The 18,973-nt window shown below is 35.7% G+C and carries 10 protein-coding genes, 1 pseudogene and 1 riboswitch; of the genes and pseudogenes, 9 read left to right on the top strand and 2 right to left on the bottom strand.

The window, feature by feature from the left end:
• Positions 1 to 400: 400 nt before the first annotated feature.
• The 6 genes and pseudogenes from mnmA to ESZ54_RS03910 all read left to right on the top strand — a co-directional run bounded on the left by mnmA (position 401) and on the right by ESZ54_RS03910 (position 10,961).
• Positions 401 to 1,531, top strand: coding sequence for a tRNA 2-thiouridine(34) synthase MnmA (gene mnmA, locus ESZ54_RS03885; protein WP_136136373.1), 1,131 nt, complete (start codon positions 401 to 403; stop codon positions 1,529 to 1,531).
• A 48-nt stretch (positions 1,532 to 1,579) separates the two neighbouring features.
• Positions 1,580 to 1,751, top strand: a riboswitch (M-box (ykoK) riboswitch).
• A gap of 177 nt (positions 1,752 to 1,928) precedes the next feature.
• Positions 1,929 to 4,607 (top strand): annotated as a pseudogene (gene mgtA, locus ESZ54_RS03890) (magnesium-translocating P-type ATPase); the annotation flags it as partial.
• A gap of 83 nt (positions 4,608 to 4,690) precedes the next feature.
• On the top strand, positions 4,691 to 5,077 hold the full coding sequence (locus ESZ54_RS03895) for a DUF1033 family protein (protein ID WP_136136375.1): 387 nt from the start codon (positions 4,691 to 4,693) through the stop codon (positions 5,075 to 5,077).
• Positions 4,998 to 7,079, top strand: coding sequence for a DNA topoisomerase 3 (locus ESZ54_RS03900; RefSeq protein WP_136136376.1), 2,082 nt, complete (start codon positions 4,998 to 5,000; stop codon positions 7,077 to 7,079). Before ESZ54_RS03895 ends, ESZ54_RS03900 begins: the two co-directional genes overlap by 80 nt.
• Before the next feature lie 76 nt (positions 7,080 to 7,155).
• Positions 7,156 to 8,559 (top strand): aldehyde dehydrogenase family protein, encoded by a 1,404-nt coding sequence (locus ESZ54_RS03905; RefSeq protein WP_275426538.1) that lies wholly within the window; start codon positions 7,156 to 7,158, stop codon positions 8,557 to 8,559.
• 59 nt (positions 8,560 to 8,618) lie between these two features.
• Entirely contained in the window at positions 8,619 to 10,961 is a 2,343-nt protein-coding gene (locus ESZ54_RS03910) for a DNA translocase FtsK (RefSeq protein WP_136136378.1), read from the top strand.
• 245 nt (positions 10,962 to 11,206) lie between these two features.
• Here ESZ54_RS03910 and ESZ54_RS03915 read toward each other — a convergent pair whose 3' ends face one another.
• Positions 11,207 to 13,279: a cation:proton antiporter gene (locus tag ESZ54_RS03915; protein WP_136136379.1), complete on the bottom strand. Its 2,073-nt coding sequence runs from the start codon at positions 13,277 to 13,279 to the stop codon at positions 11,207 to 11,209.
• 28 nt (positions 13,280 to 13,307) lie between these two features.
• On the bottom strand, positions 13,308 to 14,090 hold the full coding sequence (gene proC / locus ESZ54_RS03920) for a pyrroline-5-carboxylate reductase (RefSeq protein ID WP_136136380.1): 783 nt from the start codon (positions 14,088 to 14,090) through the stop codon (positions 13,308 to 13,310).
• 127 nt (positions 14,091 to 14,217) lie between these two features.
• On the opposite strand from proC, the gene ESZ54_RS03925 reads away from it, so the two are divergent.
• The 3 genes from ESZ54_RS03925 (at position 14,218) to thrS (ending at position 18,807) form a co-directional block, all read left to right on the top strand.
• Positions 14,218 to 14,940, top strand: a complete 723-nt coding sequence (locus tag ESZ54_RS03925; protein ID WP_136136381.1) for an ABC transporter ATP-binding protein — start codon at positions 14,218 to 14,220, stop codon at positions 14,938 to 14,940.
• Positions 14,930 to 16,543: a hypothetical protein gene (locus tag ESZ54_RS03930; protein ID WP_136136382.1), complete on the top strand. Its 1,614-nt coding sequence runs from the start codon at positions 14,930 to 14,932 to the stop codon at positions 16,541 to 16,543. Before ESZ54_RS03925 ends, ESZ54_RS03930 begins: the two co-directional genes overlap by 11 nt.
• A gap of 326 nt (positions 16,544 to 16,869) precedes the next feature.
• Positions 16,870 to 18,807, top strand: coding sequence for a threonine--tRNA ligase (gene thrS / locus ESZ54_RS03935; protein ID WP_136136476.1), 1,938 nt, complete (start codon positions 16,870 to 16,872; stop codon positions 18,805 to 18,807).
• Positions 18,808 to 18,973: the final 166 nt, after the last annotated feature.

The following is an 18,973-nucleotide window of genomic DNA, read 5'->3' on the forward strand; positions in this document are numbered from 1 at the left end:
TAAAAAGATAGACTCGGTTTTTAATTGAGAAAATTAGATAAAAAAAGAACGAACGTACAATTAAAAGGTCGCTTTTGGGGAAGGGGATGACCAATTAATGAAGCGTTCGTCTAAATAAATTATAACATACTATAGTTTATAATCAACTGTTTTTTTGATTGTGTTTTAAAAAAAACGTAAATCTATTTTTAATGGTTAAAATTCGATTAAACGTACTATAGCCAATTGTTATTATTATTAGATTAGAGTTGTTGTTTTATCATTCAATCATCATAAAGAGAAATTTGCGCGAGATGGATGCATTTTTGCTTAAAACAGTCTATAATGAGTAAACTGAAAAGAACGACCTTCAAATCGTTAGATATTTCAGAATCTAATAATAAGAAATGATGGTGGAAAAATGACTGATAATAGTCAAATTAGAGTAGTAGTTGGAATGAGTGGCGGTGTTGACTCATCAGTAACTGCTTTGATGCTTAAGGAACAAGGTTATGATGTTGTTGGTGTTTTTATGAAGAACTGGGATGATACTGATGAAAATGGTGTTTGTACAGCTACAGAGGATTATAAAGATGTCGCCAAAGTAGCCAACCAAATTGGTATTCCCTATTACTCAGTAAACTTTGAAAAAGAATATTGGGATCGTGTCTTCCAATACTTTTTAGATGAATATACTAAAGGCCGTACACCAAATCCAGATGTGATGTGTAATAAAGAAATTAAATTTAAAGCGTTTCTAGACTATGCGATGCAGTTAGGTGCCGATTATGTAGCAACTGGTCATTATGCACGTGTCATTCGTGATGAAGCTGGTGTATCACATATGCTACGCGGTGTTGATAATAATAAAGATCAAACTTACTTTTTAAGTCAATTGTCACAAGAACAGTTATCAAAAACAATGTTCCCCTTAGGGCATCTCGAAAAACCAGAAGTGCGCGCCATTGCTGAAAAAGCTGGGCTTGCAACGGCAAAGAAAAAAGATTCAACTGGTGTCTGCTTTATTGGTGAAAAGAATTTTAAAGAGTTTTTAGGTAAATATTTACCAGCTCAACCTGGGAAAATGATGACTTTAGATGGTGTAGAAAAAGGTGATCATGCCGGTTTAATGTATTATACAATTGGTCAACGCCAAGGACTTGGCATTGGCGGTGGACATGGTGAAGCACAATTACCATGGTTTGCAATTGGTAAAGATCTTAAAACTAACACGTTGTACGTTGGTCAAGGTTTCCATCATGATAATTTGTATGCTACAGATTTAAAAGCAAGTGACATTCATTTTACAACAGATGATTTTGCAGAAAAAGAATTTAAATGTACAGCAAAATTTAGATATCGCCAAAAAGATACTGGTGTGACGGTAAAAATTGATCCAACAGATGCGACAAAAGCGACTGTCATCTTTGATGAACCAGTCCGTGCAATTACGCCAGGACAAGCCGTTGTGTTCTACCGTGAAGATGAATGTTTGGGTGGCGGTTTGATTGATCAAGCATTTAAAAATGGCCAAGAATTGCAATATGTCTAATATTTTGATTTGACAAAGTGACTTTCATTTTGTATATTGTGTGTACAAACAAATATTAGTTAGGTGAGGCTCCTATATGAACATAGGCTACTGCCCAAAAACGTCGAGAGACGCCAATGGGTATAACAGGGATTGTCGGATGAAGGCTTTCCATAATGTAGCTAAGGTTAATTTAACCTTTACGTCGTATAGTGCTAAAACTCAACGGATAAATATTAGCCATGCATTAAAACTATAGCTAAAACCTTTCGTCGAGTAATTGATGGAAGGTTTTTTAGTGTGTCGGTAAAATAAGGGGAGATGGTATTCATGTCAGATCATGCGCTCGAAAGTCAGAGGAAGAAAATAAGTATTAGTGATTAAGTTTCGACTCTAAAGTACTTCTTTCACTAATACAAAAAAGAGAGAAGGAAATAAAATGACTCAACAAGCACAAAAAGATCGTCGTTATCTTGATTTTTCAAAACAATCAATCAACGATCTATTCAAAAAATTCAATAGTACTCTTTCAGGGGTTAAAGAGGATCAAGTTGAAGATTTAAGAGAAAAATATGGTGAAAATAAAATTTCCCATGCTAAACAAACACCATTTATTGTAGAAGTGTTAAAAGCATATTTTACACCTTTTACAATTGTCCTATTAATTTTAGCGGTTATATCTTACGTAACAGACTACGTGATGGTTGCAAAAGATGAACGTGATTTAACTGGGGTACTGATTATTGCGACAATGGTTTTCTTAAGTGGAACAATGTCACTGATTCAATCAGTAAAATCAAATAAATCAGCTGAAAAACTTAGTAATTTGGTTCAAGTGACAGCGACAGTCATTCGTGAAGATAAAGAATACGAAATTGCGATTGAAGATTTAGTCTGTGGAGACGTGATTAATCTATCTGCTGGTGATATGTTACCCGCTGATTTGCGTTTAATTCGCACCAAAGATTTATTTATTTCGCAAGCAGCCATGACAGGAGAGAGCTATCCTGTTGAAAAACGAGCTGAATTTATTTCAGGTATTGAACATGAAAATATTAGCGTAACAGATTTAGAAAACATTGCATTTATGGGGAGTAACGTCATTAGTGGTAGTGCAATAGGCATGATTATTTCTGTCGGAAATGACACTCTATTTGGTCAAATTGCAAAAGATGTCTCAGGTAAGAAAACATTAACTAGTTTTGACTTAGGCATTAGTAAAACGTCTTGGTTACTCATCCGTTTTATGATGGTTATGGCACCAGCTGTATTTTTAATTAACGGTTTAACTAAGGGTGACTGGTTAGAAGCATTTCTATTTGGTTTATCTGTAGCAGTTGGTTTAACACCTGAAATGCTGCCAATGATTGTGACAACAAACCTTGTAAAAGGTGCGTCATCAATGGCGAAAAAAGGAACAATCATAAAAAACTTAAATGCCATTCAAAACTTCGGCGCAATTGATGTGCTTTGTACTGATAAAACAGGAACATTAACCCAAGATAAAATTATTTTAGAATATCATTTAGATATAGATGGAAACGAAGACAACCGCGTATTACATCATGCATTCTTTAACAGTTACTTCCAAACAGGCTTGAAAAATTTAATGGATAAAGCAATTATTGAATCGGCTGAGGAAGAGTTAAATATTGATGTTAATAATTATCAAAAAGTTGATGAAATTCCCTTTGATTTTACACGACGCCGCATGAGTGTTGTAATCGAAGATCAACAAGGCAAACGTCAAATGATTACCAAAGGTGCTATTGAAGAGATGTTAGAAATTTCTTCTCACGTTGATTATCAAGGACAAGTGATTCCACTTGATGAAACGCTACGTACAAAAATATTAAAAACAGTTGATGATTTGAACGAAGATGGTTTACGTGTCATTGGCGTGTCTCAAAAAACGAATCCAAGTGTGGTAGGTGAATTTTCAATTAATGATGAAGCCGATATGGTCTTGATTGGCTATCTTGCATTCTTAGATCCACCAAAAGAAACAACTAAAGCGGCTTTAGCAGCCCTTAAAGAGCATGGTGTCGATGTTAAAGTCTTAACAGGTGACAATGAATTGGTTACGCGTTCAGTGTGTCGTCAAGTTGGTTTAGATAACAAACGCCTGGTCAACGGTGCTGAATTAAGTAAGTATTCCGATGAAGAATTAGCAACAGTTGCAAAAGACAATAACATTTTTGTGAAATTGACACCAGCTCAAAAAACACGCTTAGTTCGTGTCTTACGCGCGACAGGTCATACTGTCGGTTTTATGGGTGATGGTATCAATGATGCACCTGCAATGAAAGAAGCAGATGTTGGTATCTCAGTTGATACAGCCGTGGATATTGCGAAAGAGTCTGCGGATGTCATTCTTTTAGAAAAAGATTTAATGGTTCTTGAAAGAGGGCTGTTAGCAGGTCGAACAACATTTGGCAATATTATGAAATATGTCAAGATGACAGCAAGTTCAAACTTCGGTAATATGTTCTCAGTTGTGATTGCGAGTATTTTCTTACCATTCTTACCAATGTTGCCACTACAATTACTATTCTTAAATTTAATTTATGATATTTCTTGTATGTCTATTCCATGGGACAATATGGACGAGGAATATTTGAAAGAACCTAAAAAATGGGATGCTTCAACGATTGGTTCCTTTATGAAATGGATGGGGCCAACAAGTTCTGTTTTTGATGTGACAACTTATATGTTCTTATACTTTATTATTTGTCCAGCCGTTGCAGGTGGATCATTCCATTCCCTTGGAGCGGAACAACAAGCAATCTTTATCGCGGTTTTCCATGCTGGTTGGTTTGTCGAATCATTATGGTCTCAAACTTTGGTTATTCATACATTACGGACACCAAAAGTACCATTCTTACAAAGTAATGCGTCATTTATTTTAACAACAGTGACAAGTATTGGTATTTTGGTAGGTTCATTGTTACCATTTACGGAATTCGGTGAACGCTTAGGCCTAATCGACTTACCTGGGCAATATTGGGGTTTCCTAGCAATTACGATTGTTGCTTACTTGATTCTAGTGATGGTTGTGAAAAAAATCTATGTGAAACGCTTTGGTGAATTGCTATAAAATATTTCACAAGCGAAATGATTGTCATTTTATTTATAATCGTCTAATATGTGGGAAAGAATAGAAAAAGGGATGATTTATTAATGTATCAAGTAGTGACGATGTACAGTGAAAATGAACCGTGGTGGTTTTTTGATGACTGGCAACAAGATGTCACAGAGACAATGTCATTTGAAGCTTTCTCAGATGCAGAACATTATTTTCTAGAAAAATATCGTGATTATCAAGAAAAACATGATGAACTTCGTTGTAAAGACCCATATTTAGTTGCATTTTGGAACGAAGGCGATACAATATATTGTGAGGATTGTGATGATGAATTACAAGCATTTACCGGCTTGATGTTACTTTACAATCATAAAAAATTAGATGATGGAGATAACAACAACCATGAAACAACTCATTATAGCGGAAAAGCCAAGTGTTGCCAGAGACTTAGCAAAAGTGCTCGGCGCGACACAAACGAGTAAAACACATATTGAAGGTAAAAATGTGATTATTACTTGGGCATTAGGACATTTATTAACTTTAAAAATGCCAGAAGATATTAATAAAGATTGGGTGACTTGGCAAGAGTCAACGTTACCAATGATTCCAAAACACATTGGGATTAAACCATTACCTAAAACACGTCATCAGCTAAAAGCGATTAGTTTTTTAGCAAATCGTAAAGATGTCAGTGAAGCGGTGATTGCGACTGACGCAGGACGTGAAGGTGAATTAGTCGCACGTTGGATTTTGGAATATGTTAAATTTAAGAAACCCGTCAAACGACTATGGATTTCTTCCCAAACTGAAAAAGCAATTAAAGACGGTTTTCGTCAATTGAAACCAAGCGAAGCATACGATAATTTGTATGCTTCGGCTTTGGCGCGTTCAAAAGCTGATTGGTTAGTTGGCCTAAATGTCTCACGTGCGCTAACAGTCAAATACCAAGACAATTTATCAGCAGGACGGGTGCAGACACCAACACTTGCAATTGTTAGAAAGCAAGAAGAAAAAATCGAGAAATTTAGACCGGAAAAGTATTACAGTATTGAATTAAATGCACGTGGTTTGAAAGCTAAATTAAATCTTAAAAATCCACGTCAATTTAAGGAACGAGAACAAGTAGAAAATCGTGTTGAAGAGTTGAAGCAAGCGCCATTAATTGTTAAAGCGATTAATGAAAAGGAGCAAAAAGAACACGCTCCTTTACCTTATGATTTAACTGAAATTCAACGTGAAGCCAATCAACGTTACCAATTTTCAGCTAAAAAAACTTTATCTATTATTCAAAATCTGTACGAACGTCATAAAATAGTGACTTATCCAAGAACGGATTCAAAATACTTAACCAATGATATGAAGAGTACAATGAAGGATCGTTTGCACGCTGTAGTTGCAATTGAACCTGAACGTGCTAAGACAGCCTTGAAAAATAATGGTCGTGTGATTCAAACACGTGTTTTCCAAGATCAAAAAGTGACCGATCATCATGGCCTTTTGCCGACTGAACAAAGCCCAAGATTGGAAAAATTGGAAAATGATGAATTAAAAATTTATCGCATGATTGTGGCACGTTTTTTAATGTTATTCGAAGAACCTCATATTGTCATGAAACAAACAATTCAGGTCTCAGCTGACCAGGCAGAGTTTATCTTTAAACAAAATCAAGTCAAACAGGCTGGTTGGAAACAACAAGATACACCGGTTGAAAAAAGAATTGATTTCAAAGTCGGTCAAAAGTTACCTGCAGAGTATAGTATTTTGCAAGAAGTGACTTCACCACCAAGCCCAATTTCGGAAGCTGGTTTATTAGGTCAGATGGAAAAATTTGGCTTAGGAACACCTGCAACAAGAGCTGAAATGATTGAAAAATTAATTTCATCAGGCTTAATGGAACGTAAAACAGCAGCGTTAATGGTGACACCAAAGGGTAAACAATTACTTAAGTTAGTCAATCCATCATTGGTGACACCAGAATTAACAGCCAATTGGGAACAATCTTTGGAAAAAATTGCGAATGGAAAATTATCATCGCAAAAATTCCTTAAAGAAATTGAAGAAGAAACGAAAAAACTAGTTTCAGAAGTTAAAATAAGTGAGACAAAATATGTCGATCATACGTTAACGCAAAAAACTTGTCCTGATTGTGGCGAATTACTACGTGAAAAAAATACCCGAGATGGTAAATTCTACGTTTGTAGTAGTGCGGATTGTCGTTATCGTCGCCGTAAAGATCCCAAAGTTTCCAATAAACGTTGTCCGCAATGTAAGAAGAAAATGGAAATCTTGGAGAATAAGAATGGTGCTTATTTCAAATGTAAGTCATGTAATTTGACTGAAAAAATGGAACAAAAAGGCAAACGTTCGAAAAAAATGACCAAACATGAAGAAAAGAAATTGATGAAACAATATCAAAAAGAAGCTGATGAAGCAATTGAAAGTCCATTAGCACTGGCTCTAAAAGTAGCGATGGAAGAACAATAAAACTTTTCTGAATAATATGTGTTAAAGTGAGGTATAATCGAGTTGCGATGTGCAAATCGAGAAGCCTCACTTTTTTGTGGCACAAAGGAGTAATAATATGACTATTGCAACTATAATTCAAAAACAAACTGATTATTTTGAGTCAAATCGAACTTTACCCATCAATTTTCGGATTGAACAACTAAAAAAATTAAAACAAGCAATTGAAAAATATGAAGCACAGTTACTGTATGGATTGGCACACGATCTAAAGAAGGCAGAACTTGAAGCTTATATGACGGAAATTGGCTTATTATATCGTCATTTAGATGAAATGATTAAAAAATTACCAACTTGGAGTAAGAAAGATCGTGTTAAAACACCAATCTTTTTACAACCTGCAAAGAGTTACACAATGCGTGCCCCCTTTGGTAAGGCGTTAATTATCTCACCCTTTAACTATCCTGTGCTGTTATCACTAGATCCTTTAATAGGTTCAATTGCGGGTGGAAATACAACATTGATTGGCTTGTCAGAAGAAACACCATACACAAATCGCGTGATTGAAAAATTGATAGCAGAGACTTTCCGACCTTGCTACATAACAACCTATATTGCAAATAAAGAAAGTAATACCGAAGTTTTATCTTACCCGTTTGAGAAGATTTTCTTTACAGGAAGCTCTCGTGTGGGACAAATCGTCCAGCAAGCAGCGATTCCTCATTTTAGTTCAGTGACCTTAGAGTTAGGTGGTAAGAGTCCAGTGCTTATCACTGATTCTGTCCAACTCAAACGAGCAGCTGAACGCATTGTTTGGGGGAAAATGATCAATGCTGGGCAAACATGTGTAGCACCAGACTTTTGTTTAATCCCTGAAAAATATAACCAAGAATTCTTGGCTGAATTACAGCAAGCACTTGAAAAACAATTTGGTCAAAATCCAGAGCAATCAAATGATTTTGGAAGAATCATAAATCAACGTCATTATGATCGTTTAAAGAATTTAATTGAAGCTGACCAAGAGTTAGTCGTTTTGGGTGGTCAGACGAATCCTAAAACACTATATATCGCACCGACGATTCTTTCTGCGACATGTGATACGCCATTGACTAGTATGCGAGAGGAGTTATTTGGTCCGATTTTACCTGTATTAACTTATCAAACGCAAGAAGAAGCACTAAATTTTTTAGCTAAAAGAGCTCGTCCTCTAGCTTTTTATCTTTTTAGTGAAGATAAAAAAGAGTGTGAGCGATTGGAAAAAGAACTTCATTATGGTGGCATGGTAATTAATGATACATTACTTCATCTGTCAAATGAAAATTTGCCATTTGGTGGAACGGGAGCTTCAGGTTTGGGCGTTTATCACGGGGAAGAAAGCTTGCGAACTTTTACTTATCATAAGTCAATTCTAAAGCGTACAACGAAAATCAATTTGCCGTTATACTATCCGCCGTATGATTTATCAAAATTAAAAATGATTAAATGGATATTAAAAATTTAACCGCCAAAACCCTAAATTTTTTAGTATAATAGAACAGAATGAATGTAAGGAGATTTAGAATGGCGAAAAAGAAAACAAAAAAGAAACAACAGAAGAAATTAACCAAAAAACAGAAACTTAGAAAGGAACGTCAAACTTATTTTATTTTTGGCGTTTGTTTTGTTGTCTTTGGTTTATTAGGACTTTCAAAACTTGGCTTTTTAGGTCATTTAATGGCAAATGTTTTTCGTTTAATTGTAGGCGATACATATCCCGTTTTAGCTTTAGCAAGTATTGGTTATGGTGGTCTCTTAATGGTTAAGAAAAATGAACATAAATGGGAGCGAAAATCACTACTTTGGGGTAGTGTGATCCTCTACATCAGTATTATTATTTTTGCTGAAATCAGGATGTTTAAAACAATCAGTTCAGACACACCCATTTTATTGCATACTTGGAAAAAATTAGCGGTCGATTTTAAAGCCAATCAGATTACGCAATCTGTTGGAGGTGGATTAACTGGCGGGTTAATTTACAGTGGACTTTACTTTTTAGTTGCTAAAATTGGTTCAATGATTTTTGCTGTGATTACAGGTATTACTGGAATTGTGCTCATGTTAAATGTCAATCTACAAGAAGTTTCGGAGAAAATAAAACTGCGATTTTCCAGCTGGTCTGAAAAACAGGCAGAACGACAAAAGGCGCATCAAGCACGACGGGCTGAGAAGCAAAAAGAAAAAGAAGCTGCAGAAAAAAATAAAGTGCGTGATTTAACTGAAGGTGAAAAATTAGCAAATTCACAAAAGGAACCTAGTGAACAAGAACCAGTACAGACGACACTTGAAATATCAAATTATCAAGATAATTCACAACGCTTAACGCCTGAAGTAGGTTCGGAAGTCGAAGAACCGGCAGCAGATGAATCGCCTTTACAGTTTGAAATTTCCGGTGATGTTGAAAACTTAGATTATCAATTACCGACGATTACATTATTAAATGAGTTGCCTTTAACCGATCAAAGTAAAGAGTATAAAATAGTGGAAAAAAATGTTGGTGTTTTAGAAAAAACTTTTGCTAGTTTTGGCGTTGAAGCGAAAGTTGTTCGTGCAAGTCTAGGGCCATCAGTAACCAAATTTGAAATTCAACCTGCTGTTGGTGTAAAGGTCAGTAAAATTGTTAATTTATCTGATGATTTGGCTTTAGCCTTAGCGGCAAAAGATATTCGAATGGAAGCACCAATTCCTGGTAAATCTTTAATTGGAATCGAAGTGCCAAACCAAACAACAAGTATGGTTTCATTCCGAGATGTGATGGAAGCACAAGAAGAAAATCCAACTGAATTACTTGAGGTGCCTTTAGGCAGAAGTATATCGGGAGAAGTTATTTCGGCAGATTTAACAAAAATGCCTCACTTACTGATTGCTGGTTCGACAGGTAGTGGTAAATCGGTATGTATTAATGGTATTATTGCAAGTATTTTAATGAAAGCTAAACCAAATGAAGTGAAGTTAATGATGATTGACCCTAAAATGGTGGAGCTTAATGTTTATAATGGTGTCCCACATCTCTTAACACCAGTGGTCACAAATCCAAGAAAAGCGGCACAAGCATTACATAAAGTTGTCGAAGAAATGGAAGGTCGTTATGAAAAATTTGCAAGTTTCGGCGTGCGGAATATTACCGGATACAACGAACTCGTTGAACGTCATAATCAAGAAACAGGCGAAAAACAAGCCTTATTACCTTTTGTTGTTGTGATTGTAGATGAGTTAGCAGATTTGATGATGGTTGCGAGTAACGAAGTCGAAGACGCAATCATTCGCCTTGCGCAAATGGCGCGTGCAGCTGGGATTCATATGATTCTTGCGACACAACGACCAAGCGTGGATGTTATCACGGGTATTATCAAAGCCAACGTACCGTCTCGAATTGCCTTTGCAGTATCGAGTGGGATTGATTCACGAACAATTATTGACAGTCATGGTGCTGAGAAACTTTTAGGGCGTGGTGATATGTTGTTCGTGCCAATGGGTGAAAATAAACCTATTCGTGTACAAGGGGCTTTTATTTCAGATGGTGAAGTTGAAAATATTGTGGACTTTGTTCGCGACCAACAGGAAGCAGATTATCAAGAACACATGATGCCAACTGAAGAAGTCGAAAGTAATCCAGAAACCGAGTCACAAGATGAATTATACGGTGATGCTAAAGCTCTTGTTATTGAGATGGAGACAGCAAGTATTTCTCTTTTACAACGTCGTTTTAGAATTGGCTACAATCGCGCAGCCCGTTTAATCGACGAATTAGAAGCCAATCAAGTCGTAGGCCCATCAGAAGGAAGCAAACCCAGAAAAGTCCTCCTGACCCAAGCCGATTTAGACGCCATGGAAACCCAAGGTGATTCTGAAAGCGGTTTGGACTGAGCAATAAGGCAATCGCGATAATTTGACGGTTTAAGTCAAATCAAGGTGTTTTTTGGAGTGTTTAGAGGTGAGTCGCAAGACGAGCTTACGAATAAATTGGTCTTTAATTTAATCGAAAGATTGTTTTGTGACCGAACCTTTGCTCCAAAAATCCCGTCTACATTAAGACATGCATGCTAGTTTCAAACAAAACTAAAAAGATTCCAATTCGTTTTGACAAACAATACGAATTGGAATCTTTTATTTTAATTAAAATCACCTTGTAGGAAAGTGGCTTCGTTATAATTGACCGATTGTCGTAATTGACTGGCCATTGCTTGTGAGATTTTACCTTTTTCAATTAAATTTTGAATGACAGCACGTTCTTCATCAAGCGTTTTAAGATAGAGTTCACGATACAATAAATCATGATGAATTCGGTCCTCTTCTTGTCGCGAGATATGGGCTAGCTTACTTTGATATTCTAAACTAATTTGATTAATAATATTTTTCTCTAATTGGTAGTTTACTTTTTCAGGATCAAGCTTATTTTTAGCTTCCGCTAAGACTTGAACAGTAAGTTTTGCACTTGTTTTTTCTAATAAAGTCAGTTCGCTTTGATATTCTTCTTCTTGCGCTTCTTTTTTTAGAATCGATTTAACCAAAATTTTACGCATGATGCGTTTTGATTTGAAGAAAGATTGTCTAATGACAATATTAAAATTAGAAGTATGCGTTCGACGTTTGTAATTCAGCATTGTCAAATAATTTTTAATGAGGCGTTTATCAAAACTATTATTTTGAGTTAATTCGTGAACCGCTCGACACTCCGTATCAATTGCAAGTTTACGATAATGCAATTCAATTTGGTGGTAAGCCTCGTTTTCAGTTTTGTCGTTGTTTAGATAAAGATAGCGTAAGTGTTTATCCAAGTCATCGAGCAATTCAGTGATGACATTATGATTTTCTGGTGTTAACTCTTCTTTTAAAGCATGAATGGCTTGTTTGGTCATTAAGGTTCGTGCTTCTATATCAGATAAACAATCACATTCCTGTTCCTCACTTCCAAGTGGCAGAAGATTATTCATTTTATTGCGATAATTCATCAGAAGAGGAATCGAAACAACAGCAATCAATAAACTTGAAACAATCACGCCGCCCGCTAAGAAAATAACCAAAAATCGTTCCTCAAATGGATTTCCATCTGGTAAAAAGTATGGAAGAGAAAGGACCATGACCATGGTTAATGCGCCTCTGACCCCCGTTAAACCAGTTAAGATTGCAGCCGTAATTTGTGGTTTTTCGCGGTGAATATTTTTGGTTCGAATATAGTTGAACCATAAATAAAGATAGGACCAAATTGAACGAATCAAGAATAAAATAAACCAAATTAACAGAACATAAAGAATTAGGTTAAAATTGTTAATTTCAGGGTTAACAATGGCCGCATGCATTGCATTTGGTAAGGTCACCCCTAAAATAATAAAAATCACGCCGTTTAATAAGTAAATAATAATATCCCAAAGATTTGATGTGACTGTCTTAATTTCGGCTAATTGACTACGATAGAGCGGTTTTTGTTCGACAGCAACAACACCAGCTACAAACACAGTAATAATACCAGAACCATGAAACATCTCACCCATTAAGTAAATTGCAAATGGTGTTAAAATTTGTAAAATCGTGTGTGGAATCACATCTTGAATCCCTTGACGCAATAGAACAAATTCAATCGCATAAAATATTTTAGCGAAAATAAAGCCAACGATAATACTAATAAATATCAAGCTAGCAAAACTTACGGCAGCTTCTTGTAGGGAAAAGTATCCGGTAAAGAAAGCAGCCAAAGCATATTTAAAGGCAATTAAACCACTGGCATCGTTAATGAGACTTTCTCCGTTGACGAGATGTAGTAGTTTTGTTGGTAATTTTGTTTGTTCCGCAATCCCTTGAACGGCAACAAGATCAGTTGGTGAAAGGACTGCAGCTAAAACAAAGGCTAACGGTATACTTATTTCAGGAACTATTTTGTAGATAAAAAGTCCGCCAAAAACAGTTGTCAATAAAACTAATAAAACAGCATTTCCGAATATCGGAGCTTTCATTTCCCAAAGTTCTTTTTTAGGGAAATTTTTGGCATCAATATAAAGAATTGGCGAAACAAAGAGTAGCATAAACCAGTCTGATTTTAAGTCAACGTGAAAATCAAAGAGCATTGCCGCTGTAAAACCGAGACCAATTTGAATCAGAGCAGTTGGAATAACCACGACATAGTGGCTCACAATATTTGAGACACCAACAAGTAAAATCAGAATGAGAATGGAAACTAAGACTTCCATCACAGACCTCCTTTCTGAAATTTAAGTTTTAACTTTTCATAATTGTATCTAGCGCATTGATTGTGGCATAACGGAAGCCCTCTTTTTCAAGAGCTGTGATACCTTTAATTGTTGTACCACCAGGAGACGCGACTTCGTCTTTTAAAACGCCAGGATGTTTCCCTGTTTCAAGCATGAGATTTGCGGCACTACTCACCATATGTGCCGCAACAGTTTGAGCAGTTTCCCGGTCAAGGCCATGTAGCACAGCTCCATCAGCTAAAGCATCTAAGAAAATATCAACAAACGCAGGGCCGCAGCCAGCTAATGTGCCAAAAACACCGATTTTTGATTCTGAAATTTCCATTATAGTGCCTAAGTATTCAAAAGCTGTTGTAATTAATTTTTTTTCGTCTGAATTGATTTTTTTTGCAAAAGAAATTCCTGTGATTCCTTGATTAATTTGCGCAGGCGTATTTGGAATAGCATGGGCAATCGGATATTCCTCACCTAATACTTCTTGCATTTCTTGAATTGGAACACCAGCTGAAACTGAAACTAAGGGAATATTGGTTTTAATTAAGATCTCTTTAAGTTGTTCAATCATCGGCATGATTAACGGAGTACTGACGGCTAAGAAAATTACATCAACCTTAGCAAAATCATTAATATCTTGTGTGAGTTCAAAGCCTAATTCTGCTTGTAAAGCTTCAGCAGTTCCTGATTTGCCACCTTTTACTAATATATTTTTTGGTTGTACTTGTTTTGAACGAAGCCAACCTTTAATCATTGCGCCACCCATATGTCCAGCGCCTAAAATACCTATTTTCATTCCTTCACCTCATAAAATAATTGTTTAAATTCATTATAAACTACCATAAAGTGTAATGCTAGCGATTAATCCAGTCTGTTTTTTATCTTTTAGTTTTGCTATAATTAAAAAAATTGGAGGTGTCAAAATGAAATTAGTGGTTGAAAATGTGTCAAAGTCTTTTGATACAAAAGAGATTATTAAAGAGGCAAGTTTTTCTTTTGAAAGAGGCAAGATTTACGGTTTGCTAGGACGCAATGGCGCTGGTAAAACAACGTTATTTAATTGTATTTCAAAAGACCAAAGTATTGATGCTGGAAGTATTACAATCGAAGAAGAAGGCGTCAGCCGTGTCTATCTTGAAACGGAAATTGGCTTAGTTCAAGCAACACCAGTCGTACCAGATTTTATGACGGGTTATGAATTTATTAAATTCTTTATTGATATGAATCAACATCAAATGAAAAATATCCGAACACCTGATAGTTATCTTGCAAAAGTTGGAATTGAAAAAGAAGATCGTCATCGTTTGTTAAAAGATTATTCTCATGGAATGAAGAATAAAGTCCAAATGATTGCGACAATGATGATTCAGCCCCCAATTCTTTTATTAGATGAACCTTTAACATCATTCGATGTCGTGGCAGCCCATCAAATGAAAGAGTTGATTTTATCACTCAAAGAAGATTCTGTTGTTATTTTTTCAACGCATATTTTACAATTGGCCCAAGATCTTTGTGATGAAATTGTACTGTTGCATAATGGTAAATTAACAGGAATTCCAGCGGATCAAATTCATGACGAATCATTTGAAAATGAAGTGATCGCTTTGTTAAGTGATGAAAAGGAAGTGGATACAGATGACCATTAAAAATTCCTCGCTGATCAAATATGAACAATTTCGGGCGTCCACATTTGCGAATGGATTCATCTATTTCTTAGGTCGGATTCCTTTTTTAGGAAAATATGTTCCAACGGGCATGCTTTATGGTGACTATGCACTAAAGAAAATAATTAGTTATTTTAGATGGGTTTTCCAATTCTTATGGTTGTTCCTAAAGGGAAGCGTGGCACTAATTTTATCATTTTTTGTGAGCACTCTTTTCGACCATTTCGACTATTCATTTATCTTTTCTTGGGCAATTATTTCGTTTATCTTTTTTGCACCACTCAATACGATGTATCCGTTGCTTAGTGACCAAGATTTGAAGTTTTTGCAATACTTTCATCAGTCAAAAAAAGAGTATGTTCGAAATAAACTATTACTGAATCAAATCATGCGTTTAATCAGTATTATTCCATCGCTGATTATTATGGGGCTATTTACCAAAGCGGTTCTTTTATCACTTGTTGTGGGAATCAGTGGCTTTTTATTCTTTAATTGTCTGTGGTTACTAATTGCCCAGAGATTGAGTGTTAGTCGTCTCCCTCGTTTAGTCAAAAATAGTTTACTGTGGATTTATCTTGTCGTGGCATTTTTTGCGGTGTTAATACTATCAGATGAACCACCAATGGATATGTTCCACTATCTTATCTTTAATCCAGTTGGCATCGTTGTTTGTTTGATAGGGGCGTTTGTCTTTGGTTATTTATTTTTAAACTATCGCCGATTTGACGACTATGTACTAGCTTCGATTGCGTCCGTTGAGACATTATCAAAATGGTCATCCGATGTGAATAAAAATTCGAAAGATAAATATCTCTCGCAAGGTCGATCTTTCAGTAAAAAAATGACACTTGGTAATACTGAGAAACTTAAAAATGTCAGTGGTAGTGCATATTTAAACGGATTATTCTTCATTCGTTTTTCAGACGTCTTAAAAAAGGGGCTCCTCTATCGTGTGGCTGGAATTTCAATTTTTGGACTCGCGATTTGTTTACTCAACATTTTCGTGCCACAAATTAACTCGGTGGTGACTGAAACCAGAATGTACAAAATTTTACCACCGCTTTTCTTTATCATGTATCTTTTGTCTTTTGGTAAGCCGGTAGTGCAATCGCTGTTTATCAACTGTGATTCATCGATGTTAAATTATCCGTTTTATCGTGAACCAAAGGCAATCGTTCGTGGGTTTATGTATCGTTTCAAACAACTTTTAGCATACAATTCAGTCATTCTTTTAACAGTCTTGTTCTGGTTTGGTGCTTTTAATGCGGTCAATGGATTTCTGTTATCACGCTACTTTTTCTTAGTTTTAACAGTCCTTTTGCTTAGTTTGTCCGTTTTATTTTCGTTTCATGAGTTGTTTATTTATTATTTATTACAACCCTTTACGAGTGACATGAAAGTAGTCAATCCTGTCTATAAAGTGGTCGACGGCGTCTTTTATTTTATTGCCTATATGAATATTCAAATCAAACATGCTGATCTAAGATATGCGCTCTTTGTTTCGGCCTGCTCAATTCTTTATTTTATTATTGGTATGTTAGTCATTTCGAAGATTGCGCCGAAAACTTTTAAACTAAAAAGTTAAATAGGGCTTGCAATCTTAAAATAAAAGTGCTTAAATAGTGTTCATAAACAAATATATTGATTGAGATGAAAGACAATAGCAATACTAACCAATCTACCAGAGAAGGAAACCATTGACTGGAAGTTTCCAGATATAGGCGTATTGACTTACCACTTTTATAAAGTTTGATTGAAATCAAACCGTTCGCAGCGTTAATGCTTTAAGGGAGTAATTCTACGGGATTATTCTGAACATTAGGTGGAACCACGATAATTAACGTCCTAGTAGGTCATATTGACTTACTAGGCTTTTTTTGTTTATAAAATCAAGGAGGAATAGATATGTCAATGATTAAAGTAACATTTCCAGACGGCGCAGTAAAAGAGTTTGAGGCCAACTCAACAACTTTAGAGATTGCCCAAAGTATTAGCAAAAGTTTAAGTAAAAAAGCCCTAGCAGGAAAATTCAACGGTGAATTAGTTGATTTAAACCGTGAATTAACTGAAGACGGTACAATTGAAATTGTGACTCCTGACCATGAAAATGCTTTAGAAATTTTACGTCACTCAGCAGCTCATTTAATGGCAAATGCTGTTCGTCGTTTATATCCATCAATTCATTTTGGCGTTGGACCAGCAATTGAAAATGGTTTTTACTACGATACTGATAATGGTGAACACCCAATTTCAGAAGAAGATTTAGAAAAAATTGAAGCTGAAATGATGAAAATTGTTAAAGAAAACAATCCAATCGTTCGTAAAGAAGTATCAAAAGAAGAAGCATTGGAATTATTTAAAGAAGACCCATATAAAGTGGAATTAATTAATGAATTACCAGCCGATGAAGTGATTACAGTCTATGACCAAGGCGATTTCGTTGACCTTTGCCGTGGCGTTCATGTCCCTTCAACTGGTCGTATTCAAGTCTTTAAATTATTATCTGTTGCCGGTGCATACTGGAGAGGTAATTCAAACAATCAAATGATGCAACGTGTTTACGGAACAGCATTCTTCGATAAAAAAGATTTAAAAGCATACTTAAAAATGCGTGAAGAAATGAAAGAACGTGACCACCGTAAATTAGGTAAAGAATTAGATTTATTTATGACTAGCCAAGAAGCTGGTTCTGGTTTACCATTCTGGTTACCAAAAGGTGCGACAATCCGTCGTACAATCGAACGCTACATTGTTGATAAAGAAATCAGTTTAGGTTACCAACACGTTTACACTCCAATTATGGGTGATGTTGAACTGTATAAAACTTCAGGTCACTGGGATCATTACCATGATGATATGTTCCCACCAATGGACATGGGTGACGGCGAAATGTTAGTACTACGTCCAATGAACTGTCCGCACCATATGTTAGTTTATAAAAATGATATTCACTCTTATCGTGAATTACCAATTCGTATTGCGGAACTTGGAATGATGCACCGTTATGAAAAGAGTGGCGCGTTATCAGGTTTACAACGTGTGCGTGAAATGACTTTAAATGATGGCCATACTTTTGTGAGACCTGACCAAATTAAAGATGAATTTAAACGTACTCTTGAATTAATGACTGCCGTTTATGAAGACTTCGATATCACAGATTATCGTTTCCGTTTAAGCTATCGTGATCCAAATAACACAGATAAATATTTTGATGACGATGAAATGTGGGAAAATGCACAAAAAATGCTTAAAGAAGCATGTGACGAGATGGAGTTAAATTACTTTGAAGCAGACGGCGAAGCAGCATTCTATGGTCCTAAACTAGACGTTCAAGTTAAGACTGCAATGGGCATTGAAGAAACACTGTCAACAATTCAAATTGACTTCTTATTACCAGAACGTTTTGAATTAACTTACGTTGGTGAAGATGGCGAAAATAATCACCGTCCAGTTGTTATTCACCGTGGTATTGTGTCAACTATGGAACGTTTTGTAGCTTACTTAACTGAAGTTTACAAAGGTGCTTTCCCAACTTGGTTATCACCAGTTCAAGGAACAATTATTCCAGTAAACTTAGACATGCATAGTGATTACGCTTATTCAATTAAAGAAAAACTAGAAAAACAAGGTTTACGTTTTGAAGTTGATTCTAGAAATGAAAAAATGGGTTATAAAATCCGTGAATCACAAACTCAAAAAATCCCATATCAAATTGTTGTGGGTGATAAAGAGTTTGAAACTGGCGAAGTAAATGTTCGTCGTTATGGTAGTAAAGAAACTTCAACAATGAGTGTCGACATGTTTGTTGACTCAGTTATTGCTGAAGTCGCTAACTATAGCCGTCGCTAAAAGAAATGATATCGGTGAGAGACAGATCTTAACAGAGGTCTGTCTCTTGTTGTATTTATTTTAGAAGTCTATGAACTATAAGTTTGTAATAAAAGTCTTTAAAATTCTATGTAAAACCAACCTTTCTCATTGAAAATATTGGGAATACATGAGATACTCGTAAGGT

Origin of the sequence: Vagococcus silagei, from assembly GCF_004795745.1 — a bacterium.
In the GTDB taxonomy this organism is placed as follows: domain Bacteria; phylum Bacillota; class Bacilli; order Lactobacillales; family Vagococcaceae; genus Vagococcus; species Vagococcus silagei.

What these genes read in the sequence shown, in the direction of transcription:
- mnmA (WP_136136373.1), top strand. Translation starts at nt 401, where the DNA reads ATGACTGATAATAGTCAAATTAGAGTAGTAGTTGGAATGAGTGGCGGT.
- ESZ54_RS03895 (WP_136136375.1), top strand. Translation starts at nt 4,691, where the DNA reads ATGTATCAAGTAGTGACGATGTACAGTGAAAATGAACCGTGGTGGTTT.
- ESZ54_RS03900 (WP_136136376.1), top strand. Translation starts at nt 4,998, where the DNA reads ATGAAACAACTCATTATAGCGGAAAAGCCAAGTGTTGCCAGAGACTTA.
- ESZ54_RS03910 (WP_136136378.1), top strand. Translation starts at nt 8,619, where the DNA reads ATGGCGAAAAAGAAAACAAAAAAGAAACAACAGAAGAAATTAACCAAA.
- ESZ54_RS03915 (WP_136136379.1), bottom strand. Translation starts at nt 13,279, where the DNA reads ATGGAAGTCTTAGTTTCCATTCTCATTCTGATTTTACTTGTTGGTGTC.
- proC (WP_136136380.1), bottom strand. Translation starts at nt 14,090, where the DNA reads ATGAAAATAGGTATTTTAGGCGCTGGACATATGGGTGGCGCAATGATT.
- ESZ54_RS03925 (WP_136136381.1), top strand. Translation starts at nt 14,218, where the DNA reads ATGAAATTAGTGGTTGAAAATGTGTCAAAGTCTTTTGATACAAAAGAG.
- ESZ54_RS03930 (WP_136136382.1), top strand. Translation starts at nt 14,930, where the DNA reads ATGACCATTAAAAATTCCTCGCTGATCAAATATGAACAATTTCGGGCG.
- thrS (WP_136136476.1), top strand. Translation starts at nt 16,870, where the DNA reads ATGATTAAAGTAACATTTCCAGACGGCGCAGTAAAAGAGTTTGAGGCC.